The organism is Flavivirga amylovorans (assembly GCF_030540875.1).
Taxonomy (GTDB): domain Bacteria; phylum Bacteroidota; class Bacteroidia; order Flavobacteriales; family Flavobacteriaceae; genus Flavivirga; species Flavivirga amylovorans.
The window spans coordinates 369,352-394,266 of sequence record NZ_JAUOEM010000001.1 but is presented as its reverse complement, the minus strand read 5'-3'; the positions used below and the strand labels follow the sequence as shown (position 1 = coordinate 394,266).

The window sequence follows — 24,915 nt, the reverse complement described above, 5'->3', positions numbered from 1 at the left end:
GTTTTAATAATTAAAACAAGGCTTTTGCTATCTGTAATTATTCTTTTTCAAACAATGCTTTATGTAAGAAACCCGCAACTATAGCCCCTGCAATTGGTGCTACCCAAAACAACCAAAGTTGTGATGTAAAAGCGCCTTCTGCAAATAATGCCTGACTTGTAGAGCGTGCTGGGTTAACCGAAGTATTTGTTATCGGTATACTTATTAAATGTATTAAAGTTAAACCTAATCCAATAGCTATAGGTGCAAACCCTTTGGGCGCTCTATGGTTTGTACTTCCTAAAATTATCAATAAGAAAAAAGCCGTTAATAAAAACTCTGTTATTAATGCTGCTGTCATAGAATAGCCATCAGGCGATAAGTCACCATAACCATTGGCTGCAAAACCTCCAACAGTAATGAAATCCGATTTGTTTGTTACTATTAAATACAATGCTCCTGCAGCAACCACAGCCCCTATTAATTGAGCTACAATGTAGCCGAGTAGATCTTTAGCGGCAAACTTCCCACCTGCCCATAAACCAAGAGACACTGCAGGATTAAAATGCCCGCCAGATATATGTCCAACAGCATAAGCCATAGTCAATACAGTAAGTCCAAATGCTAGAGCTACGCCTACAAAACCAATTCCTAATTCTGGGTAACCTGCTGCAAAGACAGCACTCCCACAGCCTCCAAAAACGAGCCAAAATGTTCCAAAAAATTCTGCAAATAATTTTTTCATAAATATTGATTTAATTAGTTAGTATTTTAATATACAAATTATTCTTTTAGACACTAAATATTACAATTCGTCACTTCAGGTATATCATCACTATATTCAGCATCATTTTTAATGAAAAGCATTATCTTTGTGAAAAATAAATCATATTGGAATATCTTTCAAATAGCCTTATGGCCTGATAAGGAACAATCTATTAGATACCGTATGTGAATTTTGGTAAACAATAAATAGTATCACATGAAACTTCTTTTAATAACTATCATTTTATTAGGGCTGGGAATTGCAGGAATCGCCATTAAAATTTGGACGAAAAAGGATGGTAAATTTGCAGGTACTTGCGCAAGTCAAAACCCAGTACTCAACAAAGATGGTGAAGCCTGTGGTTTTTGTGGAAAAACTCCAGATCAATTTAGCGATTGTAACGAACCTCAACATTCATAATCTTTTCATGGTGGTATTTCTTGATTTTATTTTCTACGCATTCGTTGTTGTAGTTATTATTCAAGCAATCTTTTATCTTTTTTTCTTTACAAGATTTACGTTTCTTAAACAAGAAAAAAAACGTCGTAAAAACATTGATGTTTCAGTTATCATTTGTGCAAAAAATGAAGCTGAAAATTTGCAAAACTTTTTACCTTCTATAATTAATCAAGACTATCCAGACTTTGAAATTGTTTTAATAAACGACACATCTAATGATAATACATTAGAAGTTATGGAGCAATTTGCTAAGCAATATAAAAATATCAAAATTGTAAACGTTAGAAGCAACGAAACGTTTTGGGGTAATAAAAAATACGCCTTAACATTAGGTATTAAAGCTTCTACAAATGAATTTCTTTTGTTTACAGATGCCGACTGTAAACCTGTGTCTAAATATTGGATTAGAAATATGACTAGCCATTTTAGTAAAGAGAAACAACTTGTCTTAGGCTATAGTGGCTATTCAAAAATAAAAAACTCTCTATTAAACAAACTCATCCGTTATGAAACATTAGTTACTGCAATGCATTACTTTTCTTTTGCAAAATTAGGATTACCTTACATGGGTGTTGGCAGAAATTTAGCTTATACAAAAACGACCTTTTTCAAAAATAATGGCTTTGTTAATCACATGAAAGTACTTTCTGGTGATGACGACTTGTTTGTTAATCAAATAGCAAACAAAAAAAACACGTCCATTTGTTTTTTAAAAAATGGCTTTACAAAATCAATTCCAAAAACGACTTTTAAAAGCTGGTTTAAACAAAAAAGACGTCACATTTCAACAGCAAGATATTATAAATTAAAGCATAAAATTTTACTAACCTTAATTTATAGTTCGCAATTACTATTTTGGATTTTAGCAATCACTTTATTTATAACAACACACAATTGGTATATCGTTTTAGCTTTATTTTTATTCAGAGTTATTATTCAATATTCAATTTTTAGAGCACCCTCAAAGAAATTAAAAGAAAACGATCTGTTAGTAATACTACCATTCCTAGAAGTTTTTTTAATTCTAACACAATTAACTATCTTTATAAACAATCTTATATCAAAGCCTAATTATTGGAAATAAACGAAGCCATTAAACGTGCAAAAGAAAACGACCAGAAAGCCTTTAATTATTTATTAGATCTTTTTTGGGATGATGTATATGGTTTTCAATTAAAACGAATTCAAAATGAAAACGATGCTGAGGATATCACCATCCAGACATTTTCTAAAGCGTTCGATAAAATTGAAACTTTTGACGACGATTTTAAATTTAAAACATGGTTAATTACGATCTCAAAAAATATACACATAGATTTACTTCGAAAAGAAAAAAATTCTATAGCCCAAGTGACCTCTAAAAATGATGATGATGTTTTTCAAATTTTGGATGAATCTCCCTCTCCTGAAGATAAATTAATAACCGAACAGCATCTAACAAAATTGCTACGAGATATTAAAAAACTAAAACCACATTATCAAGAGGTTATAAATCTGCGTTATTTTAGAGAGTTAAGTTATAAAGAAATCTCCAAAGAATTGGACGAACCCATAAACAATGTAAAAGTAAAACTACTCCGCGCAAAAAAATTACTTGCTGAAATCATTCGAAAAAAATAAATGATTGTTAAACTCAAAAACCTAGGTCCAGGCTTATTATTTGCAGGTGCAGCCGTTGGTGTATCACACTTAGTACAATCTACTCGTGCTGGTGCAGATTTTGGTTTAGGATTACTTTGGGCACTACTTTTAGTAAATATATTTAAATACCCATTTTTTCAATTTGGTCCTCGTTATGCTTCTGCAACAGGAGAAAGTCTATTAGATGGCTATAATAAATTAGGAAAAGGCATTTTGGCTACCTACTATGTATTAAATCTAGCAACTATGTTTACTATTCAAACTGCGGTAACTGTTGTAACTGCTGGTTTGGCTTCCACACTTTTTAATAATTTTGGGGCTTTCGAAATTGGCAATTACGTTATAACCAGCACTAAAATTTGGACCGTTATTATCACTATTACATGCTTATCATTACTAGTAGCTGGCAAGTATAAACTATTGGATAAGCTAATAAAGATTATCATTATCACATTAACAATTAGCACTATAATTGCTGTCTGCATGGCTTTATCAGATAGCTCTAAAACCATCTCTTTTACTCAAATATTACCAAACAACACTTTAGAGATCACTTTCTTAATTGCATTCATGGGTTGGATGCCTGCTCCTTTAGATGTTTCTGTATGGCAATCGCTATGGTGTATTGAAAAAAAGAAAAATACAAAACAATACAACAGTAAGTCGACATTATTCGATTTCAATGTTGGTTATATAAGCACTATATTTTTAGGTTTTGGTTTTCTTTTATTGGGTGCCTTAATTATGTTTAATAATGGTGAGACATTTAGTAATTCTGCAGGAGTTTTCTCGAATCAGTTAATAAAAATGTACACAAGTAGTTTAGGAGATTGGGCCTATATAATTATTGGTGTTGCAGCGTTTACAACTATGTTTAGTACAACACTAACAACCTTAGACGCTTCGCCAAGAGCTATGTCTAAAACCACACAATTACTTTTTAATACATCTTCAAAATTCAATTATACCTTTTGGATACTATTATTAGCCATTGGAACCATTAGTATCTTTTTATTTTTTGCATCAGAAATGGGGTTCCTCATTAAAGTAGCTACTATTTTATCCTTCATTACGGCTCCTTTTTACGCTATTATTAATTATCGCCTCATTTCTAGTAAACATACCCCAAAAGATTGGCAACCATCAAAACAGCTTCATATTTTAAGCTGGTTAGGAATTGCTTTTTTAATTGGATTTAGTATCTGGTACCTCACGACTTTATAGGCTACTTTTAAAAGCTTTATTTGTATCTTTGCTCTTTATTTTTATTTATGAATTCAGAAACTGTTTCAAATATATTACCAGAACGACAAGCGAAACCAAAATGGCTTCGTGTAAAGCTTCCAACTGGTAAAAAATATACTGAACTTAGAGGTTTAGTTGACAAATACAAACTTAATACTATTTGCACGTCTGGTAGTTGCCCTAACATGGGTGAATGCTGGGGAGAAGGTACAGCAACCTTTATGATATTAGGAAATGTTTGTACACGTTCTTGTGGCTTTTGCGGTGTAAAAACCGGGAGACCAGAAACTGTAGATTGGGACGAACCCGAAAAAGTAGCACGATCTATAAAAATCATGAAAATCAAACATGCCGTTTTAACAAGCGTAGATAGAGATGATTTAAAAGATATGGGAAGCATTATGTGGTCTGAAACCGTTAAAGCTGTTCGTAGAATGAATCCAGAAACAACACTCGAGACTTTAATTCCAGATTTTCAAGGTATTGAGAAGCATATAGATAGAATTATTGATGTCGCACCAGAGGTTGTATCTCATAATATTGAAACTGTTAGACGTCTAACTCGGGAAGTTCGTATACAAGCCCAGTACGATAGAAGTATGGGCGTTTTAAAGTATTTAAAACAACAAGGTCAAAGACGTACAAAATCAGGTATCATGCTTGGTTTAGGAGAAACCCGAGAAGAAGTTATCGCTACGCTTCATGACCTTAAAGAAAATGATGTTGATGTTGTTACTATTGGACAATACCTACAACCCAGTAAAAAACATTTACCTGTAAAACAATTTATTAACCCTGATCAATTTAAAGAGTACGAAGACATCGGACTTGGATTAGGTTTCCGTCATGTTGAAAGTAGTGCCTTAGTAAGATCTTCTTATAAAGCACAAAAACACATAAATTAAATTATGATTGGTGTTGCAATCAATGGCTTTGGAAGAATTGGTAGACGTGTTTTTAGGTTACTTCAAGACTATAAAAACATAAAAGTTGTTGCTATTAATGACTTAGCCGATCCTAAAACATTAAGCCATCTCCTTAAATATGATAGTGTACATGGGTTGTTTAATGGTACTGTTTCTTATAACGATAACAACCTTATTGTTAATGAAGAAAAAATACCTTTATTAAACAATAATCATCCGGAAACCACAAATTGGAAGCCTTATGATGTAGATTTTGTTATTGAAGCTACAGGAAAGTTTAAAACCACTTCAGAACTACAAAACCATATAAATAATGGAGCTAAATGTGTTGTTTTAAGCGTTCCGCCTTCAGAGGACACAATAAAAACTATCGTTCTAGGAGTTAACGACAGTAGCATAGATGGTACTGAAACTATAATTTCCAATGCGTCATGTACTACAAACAACGCTGCCCCTATGATTGATATTATAAATAAACTTTGTGGTATTGATCAAGCCTACATAACCACTGTACATTCTTATACTACTGATCAAAGTTTACATGACCAACCACATCGTGATTTACGTCGCTCAAGAGCTGCCAGTCAATCTATAGTTCCAACTACAACGGGAGCTGCAAAAGCACTAACTAAAATTTTTCCCGATTTATCGGAAGTTATAGGTGGCTGCGGTATAAGAGTCCCTGTAATAAATGGTTCTTTAACAGATATTACTTTTAATGTAAAGAAAAACACATCTATAAAAGACATAAACAATGCTTTTAAAGAAGCTTCTAAGGAAAATTACAAAGGTGTTTTAGAATATACTGAAGATCCAATCGTTTCTATAGATATTGTCGGAAATACACATTCTTGTATTTTTGATGCTGGTATGACATCCGTAATTGGAAACATGGTAAAAATAATTGGTTGGTATGATAATGAAAGTGGTTATTCTAAGCGAATAATCGACCTGATATGCAATTTATCGGAAAAAAAGTGTATTTTGTCGATAAAATAATTATATTTGTTAGCAATATTTAATAAAATGTCCCAAGTTAAAAATTACATATATATATTATTAATGCTATTTAGCCTGAGTGTTTCATCACAAAAATCAATAGATGAAGATCCGGAAATACAGCAAAATAACATTAACTACCGTATAGAGCAATCTCAAGTAGAACTGGAGAAATACAACTATTACGATGCTCAAAAGAATCTAGATGAAGCCTTAAAATTGGCTGAAAAATCGGATAATAAAAGAAGTATTGGAATCATTTATGCCATTAAGGGAAAGCTTCAACTTATAATAGAAGAGGAAGACAATGCTATAAAATCGCTTAATAAAGCGATTGAAATGCAAAGAATTATCGATGATAACAAGAACCTAGGTAAATCTTATAAAATTTTTGGAGATGTTTATTTAACAAAAAAGGATTACCATCAGGCACTTGATTCATATACCGCTGCAAAATCGAAATTTGAAGAAGAAGGATTAGATGAAAATCTAGCTGAAGTACTTTTATGTGAAGGTAAAACCTATATGCATTTAAAAAATTATGGAAAAGCTAGAGACATTATTGAGCAAGCTTTAGCTCAAGCAAAAAAGGGAGACTATAAAAAAACCCAAAGTGATGCTCTGATTAATCACGGTATAATTTATAATAAATTAGGGGATTATGAAAAAGCTTTAACCTTCGCTAATGAAGGCTTAAAAATTGCCAAAGAAAATCATTTTAAAAGCATACTAAGCCAAAGTTTCCTTGTCATCAGTAATATATATAAAGCTATTGAAAACTTCAAACTATCAAGAGAGTATTTATACAGGCATTTAAAGCTATCTGATTCCATAAGAACTTTAACACGAATAAACTCTTCAAAAGATCAGGAAACACAATACTTGTTAAACGAGGCCAATGAAAAAAATATTGAAATCGTAGAAAAATTAGAAAAAGCAGAAGATGATAAGAATTTAGGCACTTTAATTTCTATTTTAAGTGTTGCTTTAATCACTATTTTATCACTACTAACCTTATCTCTTTACAAAAACAACAATATTAGGCTTAAAACCAATAATATGCTTCATAAAAAAAATGGAGAACTTATTATTGCTAAAGAAAAAGCTGAATTAGCGTCAAAAACCAAAGCGAATTTCTTATCTACTGTAACTCATGAGCTAAGAACGCCTCTTTATGCTGTTACTGGTTTAAGTAATATGCTATTGGATGAAAACCCAAGACCAGAACAAGTTCAGCATTTAAAGTCATTAAAATTTTCAGGAGATTACCTTTTAACCTTTATTAACGATATCCTTCAAATAAATAAAATTGAAGCTAATAAAGTTGATATTGAACCAGAATCGTTCAACTTAAAAAAGAAAATAAATAACATTGTTTTAGCTCTTAACAACTCTGCTGAGGACAACAACATCAAAATTCATTTTGAATATGATACCGATTTACCAGAGAATTTTATAGCTGACCAACTAAAAATTTCTCAAATTCTTATTAATCTAATTGGTAACTCTATCAAGTTTACTAAAGATGGTGACATATGGATACGAGTTTATAAAATAGAAGAAAAAAACAATTTTTATACCCTACGTTTCGAAGTAGAGGATAATGGGATTGGTATTAGTCAAGAAAAGCAAGACAACATGTTTGAAAGCTTCTCACAAGGTTCTATTCAAATAAATCGCAAATATGGAGGTACTGGTTTAGGTCTTTCTATCGTAAAAGGCTTAATTGACATCTTAAAAGGAAAAATTTACGTAAAAAGCGAATTAGAAAAAGGAACTACTTTTTATTTTGAAATACCTCTTGAATACACGTCTATAGAAGAAGAGAAAGAAAACAAAGTAGCTTATTTTGACGGAGATGCTAGTGAATTAGATTTAACTAATGTTAAGATTTTGGTTGTTGAGGATAATAAAATCAATCAAATGATTACTAAAAAGATCCTTACTAAAATGAGTCTTAAATGTGATATCGTTGATAATGGTGAAGAAGCAGTTGAAATGATTAAGGCTAACAAATATGACATCATATTAATGGATATTCACATGCCTGGTATAAGTGGAATGGAAGCTACAAAAAGAGTCCGATCTTTTGATAAGGAACTAACTATTTTTGCTTTAACGGCTGTTACTATTGAAGATAAAATGCATGAATTTGATGAAGCCGGATTTACCGATATTATTCCAAAACCATTTAAGCAAGAAGAATTCGAGAAAAAACTATACAATGCTTTAGCTTCAAATACAGATCGATCTGCTACAGCTTAGTTTTTAAAAAATCTTTAATCAGCTTATTAATTTTCACGGCATCATTAATCACAATACTAATTGGTAAATAAAACAATTTATCTCTTAAGGTTTCGTATTGTTTCAAACGCATAAAATCCTTTTCGGTAGTTACAATAAAATCCTTTTTATCAAGCTCAAGAATATCTTGCTCTAAAAATTCATGATGATCCTTAAAATTTAAATGTTCAAATTTTAAACCTTTTTCTTTTAGAAAACGAACTAAAGGAGACGCATTAGCAATACCAGTGACCAAAGTAAAATCACTTAACCCTTTAATAGGTTTGGTTGTAGTACTGGAAATAACCGTATTCGAATAGCTAATTGAACTGAAAAATACACGCTGATTAACTTTTGGTTTTATTTGCCTTAAAATAGCATTCCTTTCAGCCTCACTTAAATTTTCCGGGCATTTAGTAACCATTATAATATCAGCTCGTTTAGCACCTCTCCTAGGCTCACGCAAATTCCCTGTAGGTAAAACAATATCTTTAAAATATGGATTATTATAAGTAGTGAGCAATATATTAAACCCAGGGTTTACCTTTCTGTGCTGAAATGCATCATCTAGTAAGACAACTTCTGGCACATCCCCTATTGATTGTAATTGCTTAATGCCATTATTTCTATCTGCATCAACAGCTACAAGAATGTCTTCTTTAAATTTATTATAAAATTGAAAAGGCTCATCCCCTATTGATTCTGCCGTAGCATCTTTGTTAGCCAATTGAAACCCTTCTGTTTTTCGTTTATAACCTCGACTTAAAGTAGCTACTCGATAATCCTTTTTTAAAAGATCAATTAAATATTCAATCATTGGGGTCTTTCCAGTGCCGCCAGTACTCAAATTACCAACGCAAATTACAGGAAGTTTATGAGACATAGACTTTTTAATTCCTAAATCATATAACTTATTCCTAAACCATGTTACTAAATAGTAAATAGGAACAACTGGACACAAAATGTAACGTAAAAAAATCATCACAACGAATGTAATTATTTTATCTTTGAATTTAAACACAAATACTATGATTGTTCAAGACGTTATTAACCACTTAGAAGAATTAGCACCACTAGCCTACGCTGAAGATTTTGACAATGTAGGCCTTTTAGTTGGTAATAAAAATGAAAAAGTAACTGGTATTCTTGTTACATTAGACACACTTGAAGCTGTTGTAGAGGAAGCTATAGAAGAAAACTGTAACCTTATAGTTAGTTTTCACCCTATTATCTTTAAAGGCTTAAAAAAGATAACAGGAAAAAATTATGTTGAACGTGTCGTTATGAAAGCAATTAAACACGATATAGCCATTTACTCGATGCATACCGCCATAGATAATGCTATAAATGGCGTTAATGACATGATTTGTAATAAATTGGATCTAACCAATAAACGCATTTTAATTCCACAATCAGAAACGATAAAAAAATTAACAACTTATGTACCTAAAGAAGAAGCTGATCGATTGCGAACTGCTTTATTTCATGTTGGAGCTGGAAATATTGGCAATTATAATGATTGTAGCTTTAATGTAGAAGGTTACGGTACTTTTAATGGTAATGAAAATTCCAATCCAACAAAAGGAGAAAAAGGAAAAGCACATACCGAAATTGAAACTAAAATTACAGTTACTTATGCCAAACATTTAGAATCAAAAATTATAAAAACTCTTTTCGATGCTCACAGCTACGAAGAAGTTGCTTACGAAATAACGACACTTGAAAACAAAAACCAAAATATAGGGATGGGTATGGTTGGTGAACTAAAGGACGCCATGGACGAATCTAGTTTTTTAAATTATTTAAAAGCAAAAATGAACACAGGATGCATTAGGCATTCTTCATTTTTAAACAAACCCATAAAAAGAATAGCCGTATTAGGAGGATCCGGAAGTTTTGCCATTGGGGCAGCTAAAGCATCTGGAGCTGATGCTTTTATAACTTCAGATTTAAAATATCACGACTTTTTTATAGCAGAAAACAGGATTCTTTTGGCTGATATTGGGCATTATGAAAGCGAACAGTACACAAAAAACCTTTTAGTAGCAAATCTTACGAAAAAAATTACTAATTTTGCAGTCGTTTTATCAAAGACAAATACCAATCCTGTTAAGTATTTTTAAAGTATGGCTAAAAAGAAAGAAGTAACTGTAGAAGAGCGCTTAAGAGCTTTATACGATTTACAACTAATCGATTCTCGTATAGATGAAATCAGAAATGTTCGTGGAGAACTTCCTTTAGAAGTTCGTGATTTAGAAGATGAAGTTGCTGGACTAAACATAAGATTAGAAAAACTTGTTTCAAGTTTAGAAGTAATCGATAACGATATTACTTCAAAGAAAAATCTTATTGAAGAGTCTAAAGCTTTAATAAAGAAGTACAGCGAACAGCAAAAAAATGTTAGAAATAACAGAGAATACAATTCTTTAACTAAAGAGGTTGAATTTCAAGAATTGGAAATTGAACTAGCTGAAAAGCACATTAAAGAATTTAAGGTTCAAATTGATCAAAAGAAAGAAGTTATAGCTGAAACAAAAGGGCGTTTGAAAGAACGTGAAACACATTTAAAGCACAAAAAAGGTGAATTAGATGCCATTTTAGCTGAAACTGAAAAAGAAGAGCAAGCTTTAATCGGAAAATCGGAAGCTTACAAAAATCAAATTGAAGAGCGTTTAGTATCTGCTTATAATAGAATTCGTCTAAATGTAAAAAATGGCTTAGCTGTTGTGCCAATTGAAAGAGGTGCCTCTGGAGGATCTTTCTTTACAATACCGCCACAAGTACAAGTAGAAATTGCTTCTCGCAAAAAAGTAATTACTGATGAGCACAGTGGTAGAATATTGGTAGATGCTGCTTTAGCTGAAGAACAAAAAGCAAAAATGGAAAAAATGTTTTCGAAACTTTAATCCATTACCAAGTATATATTTTAAAGCCTTCATAATTATGAAGGCTTTTTTATTATAAAAACTTTTAAACTACTTTTTAAGGTTTTGTATTTTTATTCGTCTACTATAAAAAACTAATAAGATTTCCTTCCCCAAGGAAATGAAAAATATATTCTCAATGAAAAAGGTATTACCAATATTCATACTAGCTATTTTGTTTAGTTGTCAAAATAATACTGCACAGGTAAATGCAAAACAACAAGCCGTTATCAATGCAGATCCCGTTGAAGTTCCCCTAAAAAAAGGGAAAGCTCGAGCTTATTTTGCAAGTGGTTGTTTTTGGTGTGTAGAGGCTATTTACGAAAGCGTAAAAGGTGTTGAAGAATCCATTTCTGGATATTCTGGCGGTCATACAAAGAACCCAACTTACGTATCCAGTAACACAGGAAGAACAGGACACGCAGAAGCTGTCGAAATTATTTACGATCCTAATGTTGTAAGTTTTGAAACTTTAGTCGATGTCTATTTTGGATCACAGAATGTAACACAAGTAAATGGACAAGGTAACGACAGAGGCTCTCAATATCGTTCTATTATTTTTTATCAAAATGAAGCCCAAAAACAGGTCATTTTGAAGAAAAAAGAAGCTTTAGCAAAAAAAACAGGTGCTAAAATAGCAGCTGAAGTATATCCATTTCAAAAATTTTGGATTGCTGAAGATTATCATCAAAATTACGAAAAACTACACCCAAATAATGGTTACATAAGAAACGTATCCATACCTAGATTAAATAGGTTTAAAGCTAAATTCCCTGAATTATTAAAAGATAATGATAGTCATTAAATAGTTTTTAACTCAAATTTGACATTATAAAAATTTTCAATTAACGTCATTGAAACGGAGCTTTATCTTTGCATTAGGCTCAATTTTAAAAAACGCTTTATTACACTTATAAATTAACTCTAATTAATGTATATTTTTGCGCTTTCTAAAGGTGAAAATTATGGAAGACAATAAAGTGCTAAATTATATTAACGATGTATTAGAAAATGTACCAACTGACTGGTTGAATCTAACAACACATCGATTAGATATTTATGATGAAAAGCTGGCAAAAACTCAATTCTTAGAACAGTTTGAAACCTTATTTAATAACAATAATTCTAAATCATTAGCACTAAGTGAATTACCCACTGCTTTCGACTATATTAGATTAGGTCATCCATTATCTTGCCTACTAGAATGGGCAATTGCTAATTTAAACAATCTAAAACCAAAAAATATAATAAGTTTTTCATCAAAAACGATTCCTGTTTTGGCAATTCTAAGAAAAAATTTATTAGAGAATAAAAATACACAAATCGTTTATACAGATGAATTACCAGATTTATTTGATGTAGAAGTCTTACAACGTATTTACGGTTATAAATTTGATTTAATACGTGTTGAAAAAGTTTCAGACATTCCCGTGTTTAACGGCAGTACCATTTTCATTTCACAACAAGATGAAATTTCTAATATTGATCTCACTCCAAGTATTGATTTTTTTATCAATGTTCATTCTCAGCTCGGAAGTATTTTATTAGTAAATGGTGAACAAAATGAAAATTATATCTCAGAAATTCAGCATGTACGAAGAAGAGAAACCATTGCAATGACGCCTGCGAATTGTCTTGCTGCATTAAAGATGCTAATAAAGAAACCTTCTATTAATGATAACAAAAGCAATGTCGAGGCAAACAAACGACTTGTCTTAGATTCCATTGCAGCCATTACCAGAGTACATACAAAGCCACTAGTTGGTTCTAGTGGACTATCTATTCAATATGCAATTATGATGGGGTTAGTTCACGATGCACTAGAAAAAAATAAAGGAAAAGCTATCAAATTTGTTGTTCCTCCAAATTGTTATGGTGGAACAAATGACCAAGCAAGACGAGTCGCTGCTAGCATTGATAATGTTGAAGTGGTGGATTTGCTAGTGGATAGTGATAACGATATGGTTCAGAGTATTGATCTCGTTTTAAATAAAATTGCCAACGAAGATGCTATCCCTTACATCATTGCTGAAATCCCGACAAACCCTAGGGTTGAAGTTCCTGATCTTACAAAGTTAATAGATGTTTTAAGTGCAACCCGTAAAACCGAAACGGGTGATATGGCCATCGATCCAGTTTTTATTCTAGATCAAACATTTTGTCCTAATGTTCACTTTTTAGGTGAAGGTGACATATTCTCAACGATTAATGCTATTTCATATGTGAGCGGATCGAAATTTCCAAGTGGCGGGCAATGCACTGCTGGCTACTGTGCAGGAAATAAGAAAACGGAGGTTTTGATGGAAAAAATAGAAAAACATCTAATACTATGCGATAACGAAGCTACAAATCTTCAAATTGAAATATTAGCAAAACAATTGCCTTCAATGAACCAAAGAATTTATGATGCTTATAAGAATACACGTGAATTTGTAAACTTTATCAACGATACTTTACCAGAAGCGAAAATCAATTTTGTTTCAGAAGAATTGGCTAATAAAGGATTTACACCATCCGTGTTTTCATTAGATCTTCCCACGAAAGGTAGTACTGATGAAGAAAAAGAATCTTATAAAAGAGCGCTAAATCATAAATTAATCCATTTGATGATTACAGAAATCCCTAATGAAAGTAAGTACTGTGTGAGCTATGGACAGTTAAATGGATGTTATTGGACGATACCGGCAACATCTACTCAAGGGACAACTAAAGAAGGTGATAAAGATTATATTACCCGTGTAGCACTTTCTCCGAATATGGACCTTGAACTTCATAAAAAAGTCTTTTTAAAATTTGTTGAGAAAATTTGATTTTTTTTTGGGGGGGGGGTTAGTAGAAGTACCTTCGCAGTACTTTTGTTTAATTTATTTAAATAGAAATATAATGTCATTCATCGAAAAAAATAAAAATTGCAAATAGTTTCTTACCTCATAGAGGGTTTATAGAAAATACAGGTATCTGCAAAAGCTAAAAAAGTAGCAACCGAATCAAGTAAAACTTGTTTAATAAAATCTAAATCAACAACTTAATATTAGCATAAGAATTTACAAGAGCATCCTTAGCTTGATTTTCATTTAACCACTCGACTTTTGTTATACCTTCTTCTTCTTGTCCATACAAATTACCTTTGAAATTAGTTTTCATTTCAAACCAATAAGTAATTTTGATTTTGTGACGTCCATTACGTTTAAAAATATGGTAGGTAGTTTCTAAAGGCTTTAAAATCTCCAACCCGGCAACTCCCGTTTCTTCAGACACTTCACGAATAGCTGTTTTTTCAATAGTTTCATTACCTTCTACCTTACCTTTAGGCAAATCCCATTTATCATTTCTGTATATAAATAAGACATCATTGTTTTCATTATATACTTTTCCTCCACCAGCTATAACATTAGGCAGCTTTTTTAAGAATTTTTTTAGAAGTTTATCTTCATTTTTGTGAATAAGGCGAACTTCATTTAAAGACGTTGTATTAAGTTCTTTAATAACTTTTCCTATGTTTACAGTATCGAGTAAATAATTTTTAAAATTGATCTCTTGTTCAACTTTAGTTGTTAATATAATAGGTTTATCTCCCACAAAAACTTTATACATACTTTGCTACTGACTGTTAGAATACGGTAAAAATATCATTTTTAGTTACAATCTACACATTGTTGAAAAAAATATTTTTATTCATAAAACAACTCATAGGTAAATCTAAATTTATACGTAATTTTGCCAGCATGATTTTTAACAAAGATACCGCCAAAAAAACAGCTGAAGTTTTATTACAAGTTAATGCTATAAAACTTAGTCCAAAAGAACCATTTACCTGGGCCTCAGGATGGAAATCGCCTATTTATTGCGACAATCGTATTGTATTATCGTTTCCGCTAATTCGTAATTACATTAGTGAAACAATGGGGAAATATATAGAAAATAAATACGGTAAACCAGATGCCATTGCAGGTGTTGCTACTGGTGCAATTGGTATAGGTATGCTCGTTGCAGATTATTTAGGCTTACCTTTTATATATGTGAGACCAGATGCTAAAGGGCATGGTCGAAAAAACCAAATAGAAGGTTTTATTGAAGGAGGACAAAATGTTGTTGTTGTTGAAGATTTAATCAGTACAGGAAAAAGTAGTTTAAATGCTGTAAAAGCTTTAAAAGATGCCAAAATAAATGTAAAAGGTATGGTTGCTATTTTCACTTATGGCTTTGATGTTGCAACTGAAAATTTTGAAACAGAACAAATTGAACTTCAAACGCTTAGTAACTATCAAAGTCTGCTAGAACAAGCTTTAGACACTAATTACATCTCAGAAAAAGAACTAATGACATTATCTGAATGGAATAGCAATCCATCAAAATGGAACGCAAATTGATATACCTTTTACTAAAATAAAAATCATGAATTTAGAATCTCCAAAAATTAACGTTAGTAAATCACCTCAAGAAGTATTTGATTTTTTATCTGATGTTAAAAATTTCGAAACCTTAATGCCAGAAAACATTAGCAAATTTGAAGTTTTAGAAAGCGACAAATTTTTATTTGCTTTAAAAGGTATGCCCGAAATTATTCTTAAAAAGAAAGAAGCCATAGCACCGAATAAAATAACTTTAGGAGCTGCTGGCGGAAAATTAGATTTCTCTCTTATTGCGAATATTGATGGCGTTAGTGAAACTTCCAGTGAAGTTCAATTAAAATTTAGCGGAGAATTTAATCCAATGATGGCGATGATGATAAAAGGGCCTATTAGCAAATTTATTGAAACACTTGCCACTAGTATTCCTAATGCGATTTAATATAAAAGAGTAATCGTTTTTAAATCGAACTCTTCAATAATATCATCTTCTAGCAAAACTTGAAGATTTCCAGATTCGGAAATTCCTTTTATATAACCAGAAAATATAATACCTTCTTCATCTTTAAATGTTGAAGGTTTATTTTTTCTAAATAAATATGTTTCATAATCGTTTTTTAAAATATCATAATCTCCTTTTTCTAATAGAAGAAAATAATATTCTAAATTTTTTAAAATCTCATGAACTATTTCATCCAAATCGAACACTTTTCCAGAAATAATTTTTAAAGAAGAAGCTTTAGGTAAATTGTTGAATTTAGTTTGATTTACATTTAAACCAATGCCAATAACTGAGGCGTTTATATTATTTTGCTTTATGACATTTTCAATTAAAATACCACAAATCTTTTTGTTTTCTGACAAAATGTCGTTTGGCCATTTTATACTTAATCGTGAAATTGAAAAAAATTGCAACGTCTTCAATAAAGCTAAAGAGGTAACAATACTAATATAAAAAGGATATTCCAAATGTAGTTTAGAAACATCTTTAAACACGCTAAACGTAAGATTTTTAGACGCTTGCGAATCCCAAACAGTACCCATTTGTCCACGCCCCTGTGTTTGTTTTTTTGCAATAACAGTCGTATAATCACCTATAGTTTCTTCCGTACTAAGCTTTCGCAAATAGCTATTTGTGGAATCGGTGGCATTAAGTTTGACTATAAGCATATTGAAGTTATTAAAGATACTATAAAATCTTATGATTATTTTAAAGTATAAAGAACTAAAAAAATAATAACTTTGCATAAATTAAATAAAATTAATGGCGAAAGAAAATATAAGCGCAGACCAATTAATATCTGTAATAATAAATGGCATTGAAGATGTTAAAGGCAATAAAATAAATATCCTAGATTTAAGAGAGATTGAAAATACGGTTTGTGATTACTTTATAATTTGTGAAGGTACTTCAAACACACAAGTAAATGCCATAGTTAATTCAATACAAAAGAAAGTAAGTAAAGAACTTAAAGACAACCCTTGGCATACTGAAGGGGTTGATAATGCCGAATGGGTATTGATAGATTACGTAAATGTGGTAGTACATGTGTTTCAAAAACACATTAGAGAGTATTACGATATTGAAAGTCTTTGGGGAGATGCAAAAACAACAGTTATAGAAACTAGCTACTAAAAAAATCAGATGGCAAACGATAAAAAAAATATAAAAGACAAAAAACCAAAATTTAGCCCGTACTGGATTTATGGAATATTAATAGCTGTTTTCTTAGGCTTTCAATTATTTAGCAATGGAAGCTACCAAGATGGCAATATGACAACACCTTCAGACTTTTTCAGGTTTTTAGAAGATGGTGATGTAGAAAAAGTTGATATTGTAAAAAACACACGTGTCGCTAGAGTTTATTTAACCAAAGATGCTGAGGCTAAAGAGGTCCATAAAAACTCAAAACCAACAACACTTATTCCTTCTGCTACAAAGTTACCAAACTACAAATTTGAATTTGGTGATCTTCAAAATTTTGAAAATCGTTTAAATGAACTTACAAAAAACTTAACGGTTAAACCTGTTGTAACGTTTGATACAGAAACCAACGATTGGGGTAATCTTTTAATGGGCATCCTACCTTTTATTTTACTTATTGGTGTTTGGATTTTTATCATGAGACGTATGTCTGGTGGTGCTGGTGGCGGTGCTGGTGGACAGATATTCAATATCGGAAAATCTAAAGCAAAACTTTTTGACCAGAACACTGAAGTAAAAACAACATTTAAAGATGTAGCAGGTCTAGAAGGTGCTAAAGAAGAAGTTCAAGAAATTGTGGATTTCCTTAAATTCCCAGAAAAATATACGACGCTTGGTGGTAAAATTCCAAAAGGAGCATTACTTGTAGGGCCTCCAGGAACAGGAAAGACATTATTAGCTAGAGCCGTTGCAGGAGAAGCCAAGGTTCCTTTCTTTTCATTATCCGGTTCCGATTTTGTTGAAATGTTTGTTGGGGTTGGTGCTTCACGTGTAAGAGACTTATTTAAACAAGCCAAAGAAAAATCACCTTCTATAATTTTTATAGATGAAATAGACGCCATTGGTCGTGCCAGAGGTAAAAATGCAATGTCTGGAAGTAATGATGAACGTGAAAATACACTTAACCAATTACTAACAGAAATGGATGGTTTTGGAACAAATACCAACGTTATCGTAATTGCCGCTACCAATAGAGCTGATATTTTAGATAAGGCATTAATGCGTGCTGGACGTTTTGATAGACAAATATTTGTTGACTTACCAGATATTCGCGAACGTAAAGAGATTTTTGAAGTGCATTTAAGACCTTTAAAAAAGGCTAAAGATTTGGACACTGATTTTCTTTCAAAACAAACTCCTGGATTCTCTGGAGCAGATATTGCCAATGTTTGTAACGAAGCTGCTCTTATTGCTGCTAGAAATGGCAAAAAAGCTGTTGACAAGCAAGATTTCCTTGATGCCGTAGATAGAATTATTGGCGGATTAGAAAAGAAAAATAAAATCATAACACCAAGCGAGAAAAAAGCCGTTGCCTACCACGAAGCTGGTCATGCAACAGTAAGTTGGATGCTTGAACATGCAGCTCCTTTGGTTAAAGTCACTATTGTTCCTCGTGGACGCTCATTAGGTGCAGCATGGTATTTACCAGAAGAACGCCTAATTGTTAGACCAGAACAAATGTTAGATGAGATGTGTGCTGCCCTTGGAGGTCGCGCAGCAGAAAAGGTGATTTTTGATAAAATATCTACTGGTGCTCTTAGTGATCTGGAAAAAGTAACTAAACAAGCAAGAGCTATGGTTACCATATATGGCTTAAGTGATAAAATAGGGAATTTAACTTATTACGATTCTGGACAAAGCGAATACGGCTTTACAAAGCCATATAGCGAACAAACAGCAGAATTGATTGACAAGGAGATTTCAGATATTATTGAAAAACAATACCAACGAGCTATCAAATTGCTTGAAGACAATAAAGATAAATTAACAGAACTTGCCGAAGTTCTTCTTGAAAAAGAAGTTATCTTTAAAGATAATCTTGAAAAAATATTTGGAGAACGCGCTTTTGAAAAAGAAGCCCGTGAAAACTTAGATAAATAGCTCGTAAACATATAATTTTGTTAAGCTTTTAGTAAAAATCTTAAATTAATCGTATGGTTAATTTAAGATTTTTTATATTTGATAAACCTCAAAAAGAATTCTGTTAATAGCAACTACTTAAATGAGTCTTTTTAGAAAAATTTTTCGTTCCAAATCGGAACGCTCTGGAGAAGAATTAAAATCTGACGACAGAGGCAAATATATGCCAGAAATAAAACTACCAATAGACGAAAGGTTTACTATAAACTTTAAAGCTAATGGAGGTAAGTTCTTGTATTGTGAAAATTTAAACGAAGTCTTTTTTAATTTAGACCATATTCTTGAAGAAAATAATTGGAAAGGAAAAAAGACTCTATTATTTGATAAGAATTTAAAAAGCAAATTCAAAAACTCTAATCTCAAAGAAACAAACGTAATAAGTGAATCCTCTTTTTTTTTAACAACATGCGAAAATCTTATTGCTAACGATGGTTCATTGCTTATAACCTCAAAACAAATTTTCGAAAAGAAACTTCCTGAATTACCTGTAAACTTTATTGTATTTGCCACTACCAGTCAAATTGTTGAAAATATTGGAGAAGGTTTACGTGGTATAAAATCTAAAAACAGACAAAAAATCCCAACTAATATAACAACCATAAAACATTTTAAATCTGATGATGAAAAAGATTTCCTAAGTTATGGTAGTAGTGCAAAAAATCTATACTTACTACTTTTAGAAGATTTATAGAATGAAAGAAATTCTTATTCGATCACTTTCTGGGCTACTTTATGTCTTGTTGTTAATTCTGTCCTTGAATTATGAACAATTATTAATCGCTGTCTTTTTTATTTTTGGCTTAGTATGTATTGGGGAGTTTAAAAAACTCATTCAACTTAAAAGCTATATTCCTTACATAATTTTTATTATACTTTATACTGTTTTTGGGTATTGGCAATCTGTATTAAATACAGATGCTGGACTTGATGAAGCCACTCAAATATTGATGGTAGTTACTATTTTTGTTAAGTTATTTTTGATAAAAGACTTATTTTCAGAAAAAACAATTCCGCTTTTTGCCTCAAAGCGATTTATACTAACAACCTTTTATTTGTCAAGTGCTTTTGTATTCTTAGTTTTAATAGCTAATTATCATGAAAGCTATAATCCGAGCATCTTATTAGGAGCATTTATTTTAATATGGGTAAATGATACATTTGCTTTTTTAGTTGGTAAAAATTTTGGAAAACAAAAACTTTTTGAAAAGATTTCCCCTAAGAAAACAGTAGAAGGTTTTCTTGGCGGTTTGTTTTTTTCGTGTGTAGCAAGTTATTTTATTGCTACCTTTACAGAAATATTAGGTTTTACAAGCTGGTTGATTTTAAGTATTATCATTAGTGTATTTGGAACTTTAGGAGACTTAATAGAATCTAAGTTTAAAAGACAAGCCAACGTTAAAGATAGCGGTGTAATTATGCCTGGTCATGGTGGATTATTAGATCGACTAGACAGTATCATTTTTGCAGCTCCGTTTATATATTTATTTTTAAGAATTTTACAATATGTTTCATAAAGAAGGCCATAAGATTATACTTATAACTTTTATATTTATTAGTGCATCCTTTTTATTGGTTGACAATTTTATTGGAATTGAATGGCTAAGAATGCTTATTTTAATTACTTTGTTAGCCTTTTTAATACTCATACTTCAATTTTTCAGAAACCCAAAACGTCATACATCGCTTAATAGCAAACAAGTCGTTTCTCCAGTTGATGGAAAAGTCGTTGTTATTGAAGAAGTGTTCGAAAAAGAATATTTTAAAGAAAAACGTTTGCAAGTAAGTGTATTTATGTCTCCAATAAATGTCCATGTTACACGTTACCCAATTGGAGGCCATGTTATTTTTAGCAAATATCATCCGGGAAAATATTTAGTTGCTTGGCACCCTAAAGCAAGTGAAGAAAATGAGCGTACTACTGTTGTTGTAGAAAATGAGACTTATGGTAAGGTCTTATATAGACAAATTGCTGGAGCCTTAGCAAAACGTATTGTTAACTATGCTAAACTAAATGATAAAGCAATACAAGGAGAAGATTCTGGCTTTATAAAATTTGGGTCTAGAGTCGATTTATATTTGCCTATAGATACTAATATTAAAGTGCAACTTAACCAAAAAGTTCGCGGTGGCGAAAGTGTTATTGCTGAAGCTTAATGATCAATAAAGATTTAGACATAGAATTTCAAAATGCTGTTGACAGAGTTAATGCGCATACCGAACCTTTTCCTGCGGATACGCTTTTAAAGCTTTATGCATACTACAAAAAAGCTACTAATGACTATGGCAGACCTAAAAGCAAGAAACCTATAATCAATGCTTTTAAAACCAATGCGCTGTTTCAAGCTAAAAACATTAGCGAGGATGAAGCCAAACGTATGTATATAGACTTAGTCAATAATTATTTTTTGTATAGAAAATAAAATATTCAACTTAATTACCCCCCTTAGTCTTCTCATAAGCCTGATTATTGGATTTGATGAGAACAAATACGTATTTCCTCTATAGGCTAAAGTTCGAATTCACATTATTTTTATAAGATTCATGCCTTCGCAGGAATAACCGATTGACAAATAAAAAGCCCATCAACAAAATGTTGACAGGCTTTCATTACGAAGAATAAAATAGTTTTAGTTAGTTTATTTCTTCTTCTTATCTTCTAGTTTTTGAACTGAATCATACATAATTGGTGTTGCAATAAATAAAGACGAATACGTTCCTACTATGACACCTACTATTAAGGCAAACATAAAGCCTCTAATTGAATCTCCACCAAAGATAAAGATTGCCAATAACACCACCAAAGTTGTTAACGAGGTATTTAAAGTTCTACTTAACGTACTACTAAGTGATACATTTACAACACGGTTAAACTCCCAATTACCATGTTCGTTAAAGAATTCACGAATTCTATCAAACACAACCACGGTATCATTTAATGAGTAACCAATAACCGTTAATATAGCTGCAATGAATGCTTGGTCTATTTCCATGTTAAATGGCATAAACTTATATGTTAAAGAGAATATTCCTAATACAATTAATACATCATGGAATACTGCTGCAACTGCTCCTAAAGAGAATTGCCATCTTTTAAAACGAATTAAAATATAAAGGAATACAACTATTAAAGATCCTAAAATAGCCCAGAAAGATGCTTGTTTAATATCATCCGCAATGGTTGGACTTACTTTATAATATTTCATTAAACCAACAGTCTTAGTCTCAGAATCACTAATAAAATCATCATAAGTCATCCCTTCCAAATGTGGTAATAAAGCATCGAATAATGATTTTCTAATAGCTTCATCAACCTCGGCACCTGTTTCGTTTACTTTATATTTCGTTGTGATCTTTAACTGGTTAGCATCTCCAAAAGTTTTAGCATCTGCACTACCGAAAACGTCTGGTTTTGACAAGGCATTTGTAATTTCTGAAGCGCTAACATCTTGTGCAAAACGCACTTGATATGTTCTACCTCCAACAAAATCAACACCTTGATCTAAACTATTTGTAAATAAAGATCCTAAACTTAATAAAATAAAAGCGCCAGAAATGATATATGCTATTTTACGTTTCTGTAAAAATTCGATACTTATATTTCTGAAAAGATTTTTTGTTATAGCTGTAGAAAAATCTAATTTACCACCTTTATTTGCATACCAGTCAATTAACAATCTCGTAATAAATATAGCTGTAAATAAAGACGTTCCAATACCAATTAATAAGGTAGTAGCAAATCCTTTAATTGGTCCTGAACCAAATATGAATAAAATTAATGCAGTTAGACCTGTTGTAATATTCGCATCTAAAATAGAAGACAATGCATTACTAAAACCATCTTTGATAGCTTCTTTTTGCCCTTTTCCTTTAGTTAATTCTTCTCGAATACGCTCAAATATAAGTACATTCGCATCCACAGACATACCAATTGTTAATACGATACCTGCAATACCAGGCAATGTTAGTACAGCTCCTAATCCTGATAAAATACCAAAGATCAATAAAATATTTAATAACATCGCAGCATCTGCAAAACCACCAGCTTTACCATAATAAAAGATCATCCATACTAATACTAATGTCAATGCTATTAAGAATGACATCGTACCACTATCTATAGCTTCTTGACCTAACGATGGACCAACAACTTCACTTTGAATAATATCTGCTGATGCTGGTAATTTACCTGCACGTAATACGTTCGCTAAATCGACTGCTTCGTTTAATGTGAAATTTCCTGAAATTGAAGAATTCCCTCCTGCAATAGGTCCTGTTGTCACACCTGGTGCAGAATATACTATATCATCTAAAACTATAGCTATTTGACTTTGTTGTGCATATGCTTTACCTGTCATGTCTTCCCATATCTTAGCTCCTTTTGCATTCATTTGCATAGAAACCTCAGACCTGTTTGCTGCATCAAATTGATTACGAGCATCCACAATAACAGCCCCACTTAATGGCGGTGTGTTATCTCTATTACCTACCAAAGCGTATAAATCAACTATTTCACTATCTTTTTCTGGTTTTCCAAAAACAAATTTAGCATAACGTTGTTCTGCTGGTAGCAATGCTCTTACATCTGCTCTGTTTAAATATTCAAGAAGTATGGCTTTATCTTTAATTTCGAATCTCCCAATAACTGGCCCCCCTTGGTAACCTTGCCCTCTAAATAAATCTAAAATAGGATTGTTTTCTGATGCTACTGCAGTAGAGTCTGTTGTTGCATCTCCTAAAAGATCATCAATAGTATCATCTTCAGTAGTCTCTCCATCTTGGGGCTCTTGCTCTTCTTTTGCTACTTCAGCAGTCTTAACAGACTCTTTTAAAAGCTCATTAGCTTGTGCTAAAAACCCAAAGAATTGTTCACCTTTGTAAGCATCCCAAAATTCTAATTGTGCTGTATTTTGTAATAATTTAATAGCACGCTCTTTATCTTTAACACCTGGTAATTCCACTAAAATACGACCTGAGTTACCAAGACGTTGAATGGTTGGTTGTGTTACACCAAACTCATCAATACGTTTACGTAATACTTCAAAAGCAGAAACGATAGATTCATCAACTTTTCTTTCTATAACTTGCTTAGCTTCATCATCAGACATATTGCTGTTAATCTCACCGTCTAAATCTTTGGTGTAAAAAATATCTGGTGATGCTAATTTTGTATCTCCTTTTACAAGGTCAAAAGCTCTGTAAAAAGATTCTAAATACGATTCTTGCGCATCTTTTTGAAGTTCTTCTGCGTCATCTAAAGCTTTATTAAAAGCTGGATCTTTACTTTTATTTGCTAAGCCTTCTAAAATATCTCTTACAGATATTTGCAAAGTCACACTAACCCCTCCTTTAAGATCTAGACCTAAAGGCATCGCTTTTTCTTTCACTTCGTTATAAGTGAATTTCCCAATTCCAAGGTTAAAAACAGTATCAGTTGCTATAGATTCTAAATAATTAACTTCTTCTAAGCTTCTTTTAGCTCGATAATCATCTTCCGTTTCTGGAATTTTATTAATTGCGATCTCCTCAGCTTCACTTTCTATTTGATTTGATTTAAATGTGAACGATAATTGATAGATACTTACCAATCCGAACAAAATAGCAAATAGTTTTACTAATCCTTTATTTTGCATTATTCTAATATTTTATTTTTTGGGTCAAATTTTTTAAAATGAGCAACTGTATAGTTTGCTCTATCTTTTGACAATTATTTTTGTGATTT

Annotated in this window: 24 protein-coding genes; 19 read left to right on the top strand and 5 right to left on the bottom strand. The window is 31.7% G+C overall.

Annotation, left to right across the window (positions count from 1 at the left end; genetic code table 11):
- Positions 1 to 37: 37 nt before the first annotated feature.
- Positions 38 to 724, bottom strand: coding sequence for an aquaporin Z (gene aqpZ, locus Q4Q39_RS01615; protein WP_303280615.1), 687 nt, complete (start codon positions 722 to 724; stop codon positions 38 to 40).
- A 237-nt stretch (positions 725 to 961) separates the two neighbouring features.
- Here aqpZ and Q4Q39_RS01610 point away from each other — a divergent pair, with 237 nt between their 5' ends.
- The 7 genes from Q4Q39_RS01610 (at position 962) to Q4Q39_RS01580 (ending at position 8,280) form a co-directional block, all read left to right on the top strand.
- Complete coding sequence (locus tag Q4Q39_RS01610; RefSeq protein WP_303280614.1) at positions 962 to 1,165, top strand: membrane or secreted protein; 204 nt, start codon at positions 962 to 964, stop codon at positions 1,163 to 1,165.
- Between the two features lie 10 nt (positions 1,166 to 1,175).
- Entirely contained in the window at positions 1,176 to 2,288 is a 1,113-nt protein-coding gene (locus Q4Q39_RS01605) for a glycosyltransferase (protein ID WP_425555744.1), read from the top strand.
- On the top strand, positions 2,279 to 2,824 hold the full coding sequence (locus Q4Q39_RS01600; protein WP_303280612.1) for an RNA polymerase sigma factor: 546 nt from the start codon (positions 2,279 to 2,281) through the stop codon (positions 2,822 to 2,824). Before Q4Q39_RS01605 ends, Q4Q39_RS01600 begins: the two co-directional genes overlap by 10 nt.
- Entirely contained in the window at positions 2,825 to 4,069 is a 1,245-nt protein-coding gene (locus Q4Q39_RS01595; RefSeq protein ID WP_303280611.1) for an NRAMP family divalent metal transporter, read from the top strand.
- A 47-nt stretch (positions 4,070 to 4,116) separates the two neighbouring features.
- Positions 4,117 to 4,995: a lipoyl synthase gene (lipA, locus tag Q4Q39_RS01590; RefSeq protein ID WP_303280610.1), complete on the top strand. Its 879-nt coding sequence runs from the start codon at positions 4,117 to 4,119 to the stop codon at positions 4,993 to 4,995.
- A 3-nt stretch (positions 4,996 to 4,998) separates the two neighbouring features.
- On the top strand, positions 4,999 to 6,015 hold the full coding sequence (gene gap / locus Q4Q39_RS01585) for a type I glyceraldehyde-3-phosphate dehydrogenase (protein ID WP_303280609.1): 1,017 nt from the start codon (positions 4,999 to 5,001) through the stop codon (positions 6,013 to 6,015).
- Positions 6,016 to 6,078: 63 nt separating this feature from the next.
- Positions 6,079 to 8,280, top strand: coding sequence for an ATP-binding protein (locus Q4Q39_RS01580; protein ID WP_303280608.1), 2,202 nt, complete (start codon positions 6,079 to 6,081; stop codon positions 8,278 to 8,280).
- Here the strand turns inward: Q4Q39_RS01580 and lpxK are convergent.
- Positions 8,270 to 9,280, bottom strand: coding sequence for a tetraacyldisaccharide 4'-kinase (lpxK, locus tag Q4Q39_RS01575; protein WP_303280607.1), 1,011 nt, complete (start codon positions 9,278 to 9,280; stop codon positions 8,270 to 8,272). The genes Q4Q39_RS01580 and lpxK overlap by 11 nt on opposite strands.
- Positions 9,281 to 9,326: 46 nt before the next feature.
- Between lpxK and Q4Q39_RS01570 the strand changes: the two genes are divergently transcribed.
- The 4 genes from Q4Q39_RS01570 (at position 9,327) to Q4Q39_RS01555 (ending at position 14,032) form a co-directional block, all read left to right on the top strand.
- A complete protein-coding gene (locus tag Q4Q39_RS01570) occupies positions 9,327 to 10,421 on the top strand; it encodes a Nif3-like dinuclear metal center hexameric protein (RefSeq protein ID WP_303280606.1) in 1,095 nt (364 codons plus the stop codon).
- A gap of 3 nt (positions 10,422 to 10,424) precedes the next feature.
- Complete coding sequence (locus Q4Q39_RS01565) at positions 10,425 to 11,204, top strand: zinc ribbon domain-containing protein (RefSeq protein ID WP_303280605.1); 780 nt, start codon at positions 10,425 to 10,427, stop codon at positions 11,202 to 11,204.
- Between the two features lie 157 nt (positions 11,205 to 11,361).
- Entirely contained in the window at positions 11,362 to 12,027 is a 666-nt protein-coding gene (msrA, locus tag Q4Q39_RS01560; RefSeq protein ID WP_303280604.1) for a peptide-methionine (S)-S-oxide reductase MsrA, read from the top strand.
- Positions 12,028 to 12,187: 160 nt separating this feature from the next.
- Positions 12,188 to 14,032, top strand: coding sequence for a PLP-dependent aminotransferase family protein (locus Q4Q39_RS01555; protein ID WP_303281297.1), 1,845 nt, complete (start codon positions 12,188 to 12,190; stop codon positions 14,030 to 14,032).
- A gap of 202 nt (positions 14,033 to 14,234) precedes the next feature.
- Here the strand turns inward: Q4Q39_RS01555 and Q4Q39_RS01550 are convergent, their stop codons facing one another.
- Positions 14,235 to 14,816, bottom strand: coding sequence for an NUDIX hydrolase (locus Q4Q39_RS01550; RefSeq protein WP_303280603.1), 582 nt, complete (start codon positions 14,814 to 14,816; stop codon positions 14,235 to 14,237).
- Positions 14,817 to 14,947: 131 nt separating this feature from the next.
- Here Q4Q39_RS01550 and pyrE point away from each other — a divergent pair, with 131 nt between their 5' ends.
- Together pyrE and Q4Q39_RS01540 are read left to right on the top strand one after the other, a co-directional pair.
- The gene (gene pyrE, locus Q4Q39_RS01545; protein ID WP_303280602.1) at positions 14,948 to 15,592 is read left to right on the top strand and encodes an orotate phosphoribosyltransferase; all 645 of its coding nucleotides are present in this window, start codon (positions 14,948 to 14,950) and stop codon (positions 15,590 to 15,592) included.
- Positions 15,593 to 15,617: 25 nt separating this feature from the next.
- Positions 15,618 to 16,013: an SRPBCC family protein gene (locus tag Q4Q39_RS01540; RefSeq protein ID WP_303280601.1), complete on the top strand. Its 396-nt coding sequence runs from the start codon at positions 15,618 to 15,620 to the stop codon at positions 16,011 to 16,013.
- Here Q4Q39_RS01540 and Q4Q39_RS01535 read toward each other — a convergent pair.
- Complete coding sequence (locus Q4Q39_RS01535; protein ID WP_303280600.1) at positions 16,010 to 16,741, bottom strand: biotin--[acetyl-CoA-carboxylase] ligase; 732 nt, start codon at positions 16,739 to 16,741, stop codon at positions 16,010 to 16,012. The genes Q4Q39_RS01540 and Q4Q39_RS01535 overlap by 4 nt on opposite strands.
- 94 nt (positions 16,742 to 16,835) lie before the next feature.
- On the opposite strand from Q4Q39_RS01535, the gene rsfS reads away from it, so the two are divergent.
- The 6 genes from rsfS (at position 16,836) to Q4Q39_RS01505 (ending at position 21,616) form a co-directional block, all read left to right on the top strand.
- Positions 16,836 to 17,207, top strand: coding sequence for a ribosome silencing factor (gene rsfS, locus Q4Q39_RS01530; RefSeq protein WP_303280599.1), 372 nt, complete (start codon positions 16,836 to 16,838; stop codon positions 17,205 to 17,207).
- A 9-nt stretch (positions 17,208 to 17,216) separates the two neighbouring features.
- The gene (gene ftsH / locus Q4Q39_RS01525; protein WP_303280598.1) at positions 17,217 to 19,157 is read left to right on the top strand and encodes an ATP-dependent zinc metalloprotease FtsH; all 1,941 of its coding nucleotides are present in this window, start codon (positions 17,217 to 17,219) and stop codon (positions 19,155 to 19,157) included.
- A gap of 121 nt (positions 19,158 to 19,278) precedes the next feature.
- Positions 19,279 to 19,887 (top strand): LUD domain-containing protein, encoded by a 609-nt coding sequence (locus Q4Q39_RS01520; RefSeq protein WP_303280597.1) that lies wholly within the window; start codon positions 19,279 to 19,281, stop codon positions 19,885 to 19,887.
- Between the two features lies 1 nt (position 19,888).
- Positions 19,889 to 20,710, top strand: a complete 822-nt coding sequence (locus Q4Q39_RS01515; RefSeq protein WP_303280596.1) for a phosphatidate cytidylyltransferase — start codon at positions 19,889 to 19,891, stop codon at positions 20,708 to 20,710.
- Positions 20,700 to 21,350 carry a phosphatidylserine decarboxylase family protein gene (locus Q4Q39_RS01510; protein WP_303280595.1) on the top strand — a complete coding sequence of 217 codons (651 nt, stop codon included), beginning with the start codon at positions 20,700 to 20,702 and terminating at the stop codon, positions 21,348 to 21,350. The genes Q4Q39_RS01515 and Q4Q39_RS01510 overlap by 11 nt, the downstream gene beginning before the upstream one ends.
- On the top strand, positions 21,350 to 21,616 hold the full coding sequence (locus Q4Q39_RS01505; protein ID WP_303280594.1) for an acyl-CoA-binding protein: 267 nt from the start codon (positions 21,350 to 21,352) through the stop codon (positions 21,614 to 21,616). The genes Q4Q39_RS01510 and Q4Q39_RS01505 overlap by 1 nt, the downstream gene beginning before the upstream one ends.
- Before the next feature lie 216 nt (positions 21,617 to 21,832).
- On the opposite strand, the gene secDF is transcribed toward Q4Q39_RS01505, so the two are convergent.
- The gene (secDF, locus tag Q4Q39_RS01500; protein WP_303280593.1) at positions 21,833 to 24,826 is read right to left on the bottom strand and encodes a protein translocase subunit SecDF; all 2,994 of its coding nucleotides are present in this window, start codon (positions 24,824 to 24,826) and stop codon (positions 21,833 to 21,835) included.
- Positions 24,827 to 24,915: the final 89 nt, after the last annotated feature.

Coding starts and splice junctions, on each gene's coding strand:
- Q4Q39_RS01520 (WP_303280597.1), top strand. CDS start 19,279: ATGAGTCTTTTTAGAAAAATTTTTCGTTCCAAATCGGAACGCTCTGGA.
- Q4Q39_RS01610 (WP_303280614.1), top strand. CDS start 962: ATGAAACTTCTTTTAATAACTATCATTTTATTAGGGCTGGGAATTGCA.
- gap (WP_303280609.1), top strand. CDS start 4,999: ATGATTGGTGTTGCAATCAATGGCTTTGGAAGAATTGGTAGACGTGTT.
- Q4Q39_RS01580 (WP_303280608.1), top strand. CDS start 6,079: ATGCTATTTAGCCTGAGTGTTTCATCACAAAAATCAATAGATGAAGAT.
- Q4Q39_RS01540 (WP_303280601.1), top strand. CDS start 15,618: ATGAATTTAGAATCTCCAAAAATTAACGTTAGTAAATCACCTCAAGAA.
- Q4Q39_RS01535 (WP_303280600.1), bottom strand. CDS start 16,741: ATGCTTATAGTCAAACTTAATGCCACCGATTCCACAAATAGCTATTTG.
- aqpZ (WP_303280615.1), bottom strand. CDS start 724: ATGAAAAAATTATTTGCAGAATTTTTTGGAACATTTTGGCTCGTTTTT.
- lipA (WP_303280610.1), top strand. CDS start 4,117: ATGAATTCAGAAACTGTTTCAAATATATTACCAGAACGACAAGCGAAA.
- Q4Q39_RS01505 (WP_303280594.1), top strand. CDS start 21,350: ATGATCAATAAAGATTTAGACATAGAATTTCAAAATGCTGTTGACAGA.
- Q4Q39_RS01515 (WP_303280596.1), top strand. CDS start 19,889: ATGAAAGAAATTCTTATTCGATCACTTTCTGGGCTACTTTATGTCTTG.
- Q4Q39_RS01555 (WP_303281297.1), top strand. CDS start 12,188: ATGGAAGACAATAAAGTGCTAAATTATATTAACGATGTATTAGAAAAT.
- pyrE (WP_303280602.1), top strand. CDS start 14,948: ATGATTTTTAACAAAGATACCGCCAAAAAAACAGCTGAAGTTTTATTA.
- rsfS (WP_303280599.1), top strand. CDS start 16,836: ATGGCGAAAGAAAATATAAGCGCAGACCAATTAATATCTGTAATAATA.
- Q4Q39_RS01550 (WP_303280603.1), bottom strand. CDS start 14,816: ATGTATAAAGTTTTTGTGGGAGATAAACCTATTATATTAACAACTAAA.
- Q4Q39_RS01510 (WP_303280595.1), top strand. CDS start 20,700: ATGTTTCATAAAGAAGGCCATAAGATTATACTTATAACTTTTATATTT.
- Q4Q39_RS01570 (WP_303280606.1), top strand. CDS start 9,327: ATGATTGTTCAAGACGTTATTAACCACTTAGAAGAATTAGCACCACTA.
- Q4Q39_RS01595 (WP_303280611.1), top strand. CDS start 2,825: ATGATTGTTAAACTCAAAAACCTAGGTCCAGGCTTATTATTTGCAGGT.
- lpxK (WP_303280607.1), bottom strand. CDS start 9,280: ATGATTTTTTTACGTTACATTTTGTGTCCAGTTGTTCCTATTTACTAT.
- secDF (WP_303280593.1), bottom strand. CDS start 24,826: ATGCAAAATAAAGGATTAGTAAAACTATTTGCTATTTTGTTCGGATTG.
- ftsH (WP_303280598.1), top strand. CDS start 17,217: ATGGCAAACGATAAAAAAAATATAAAAGACAAAAAACCAAAATTTAGC.
- msrA (WP_303280604.1), top strand. CDS start 11,362: ATGAAAAAGGTATTACCAATATTCATACTAGCTATTTTGTTTAGTTGT.
- Q4Q39_RS01565 (WP_303280605.1), top strand. CDS start 10,425: ATGGCTAAAAAGAAAGAAGTAACTGTAGAAGAGCGCTTAAGAGCTTTA.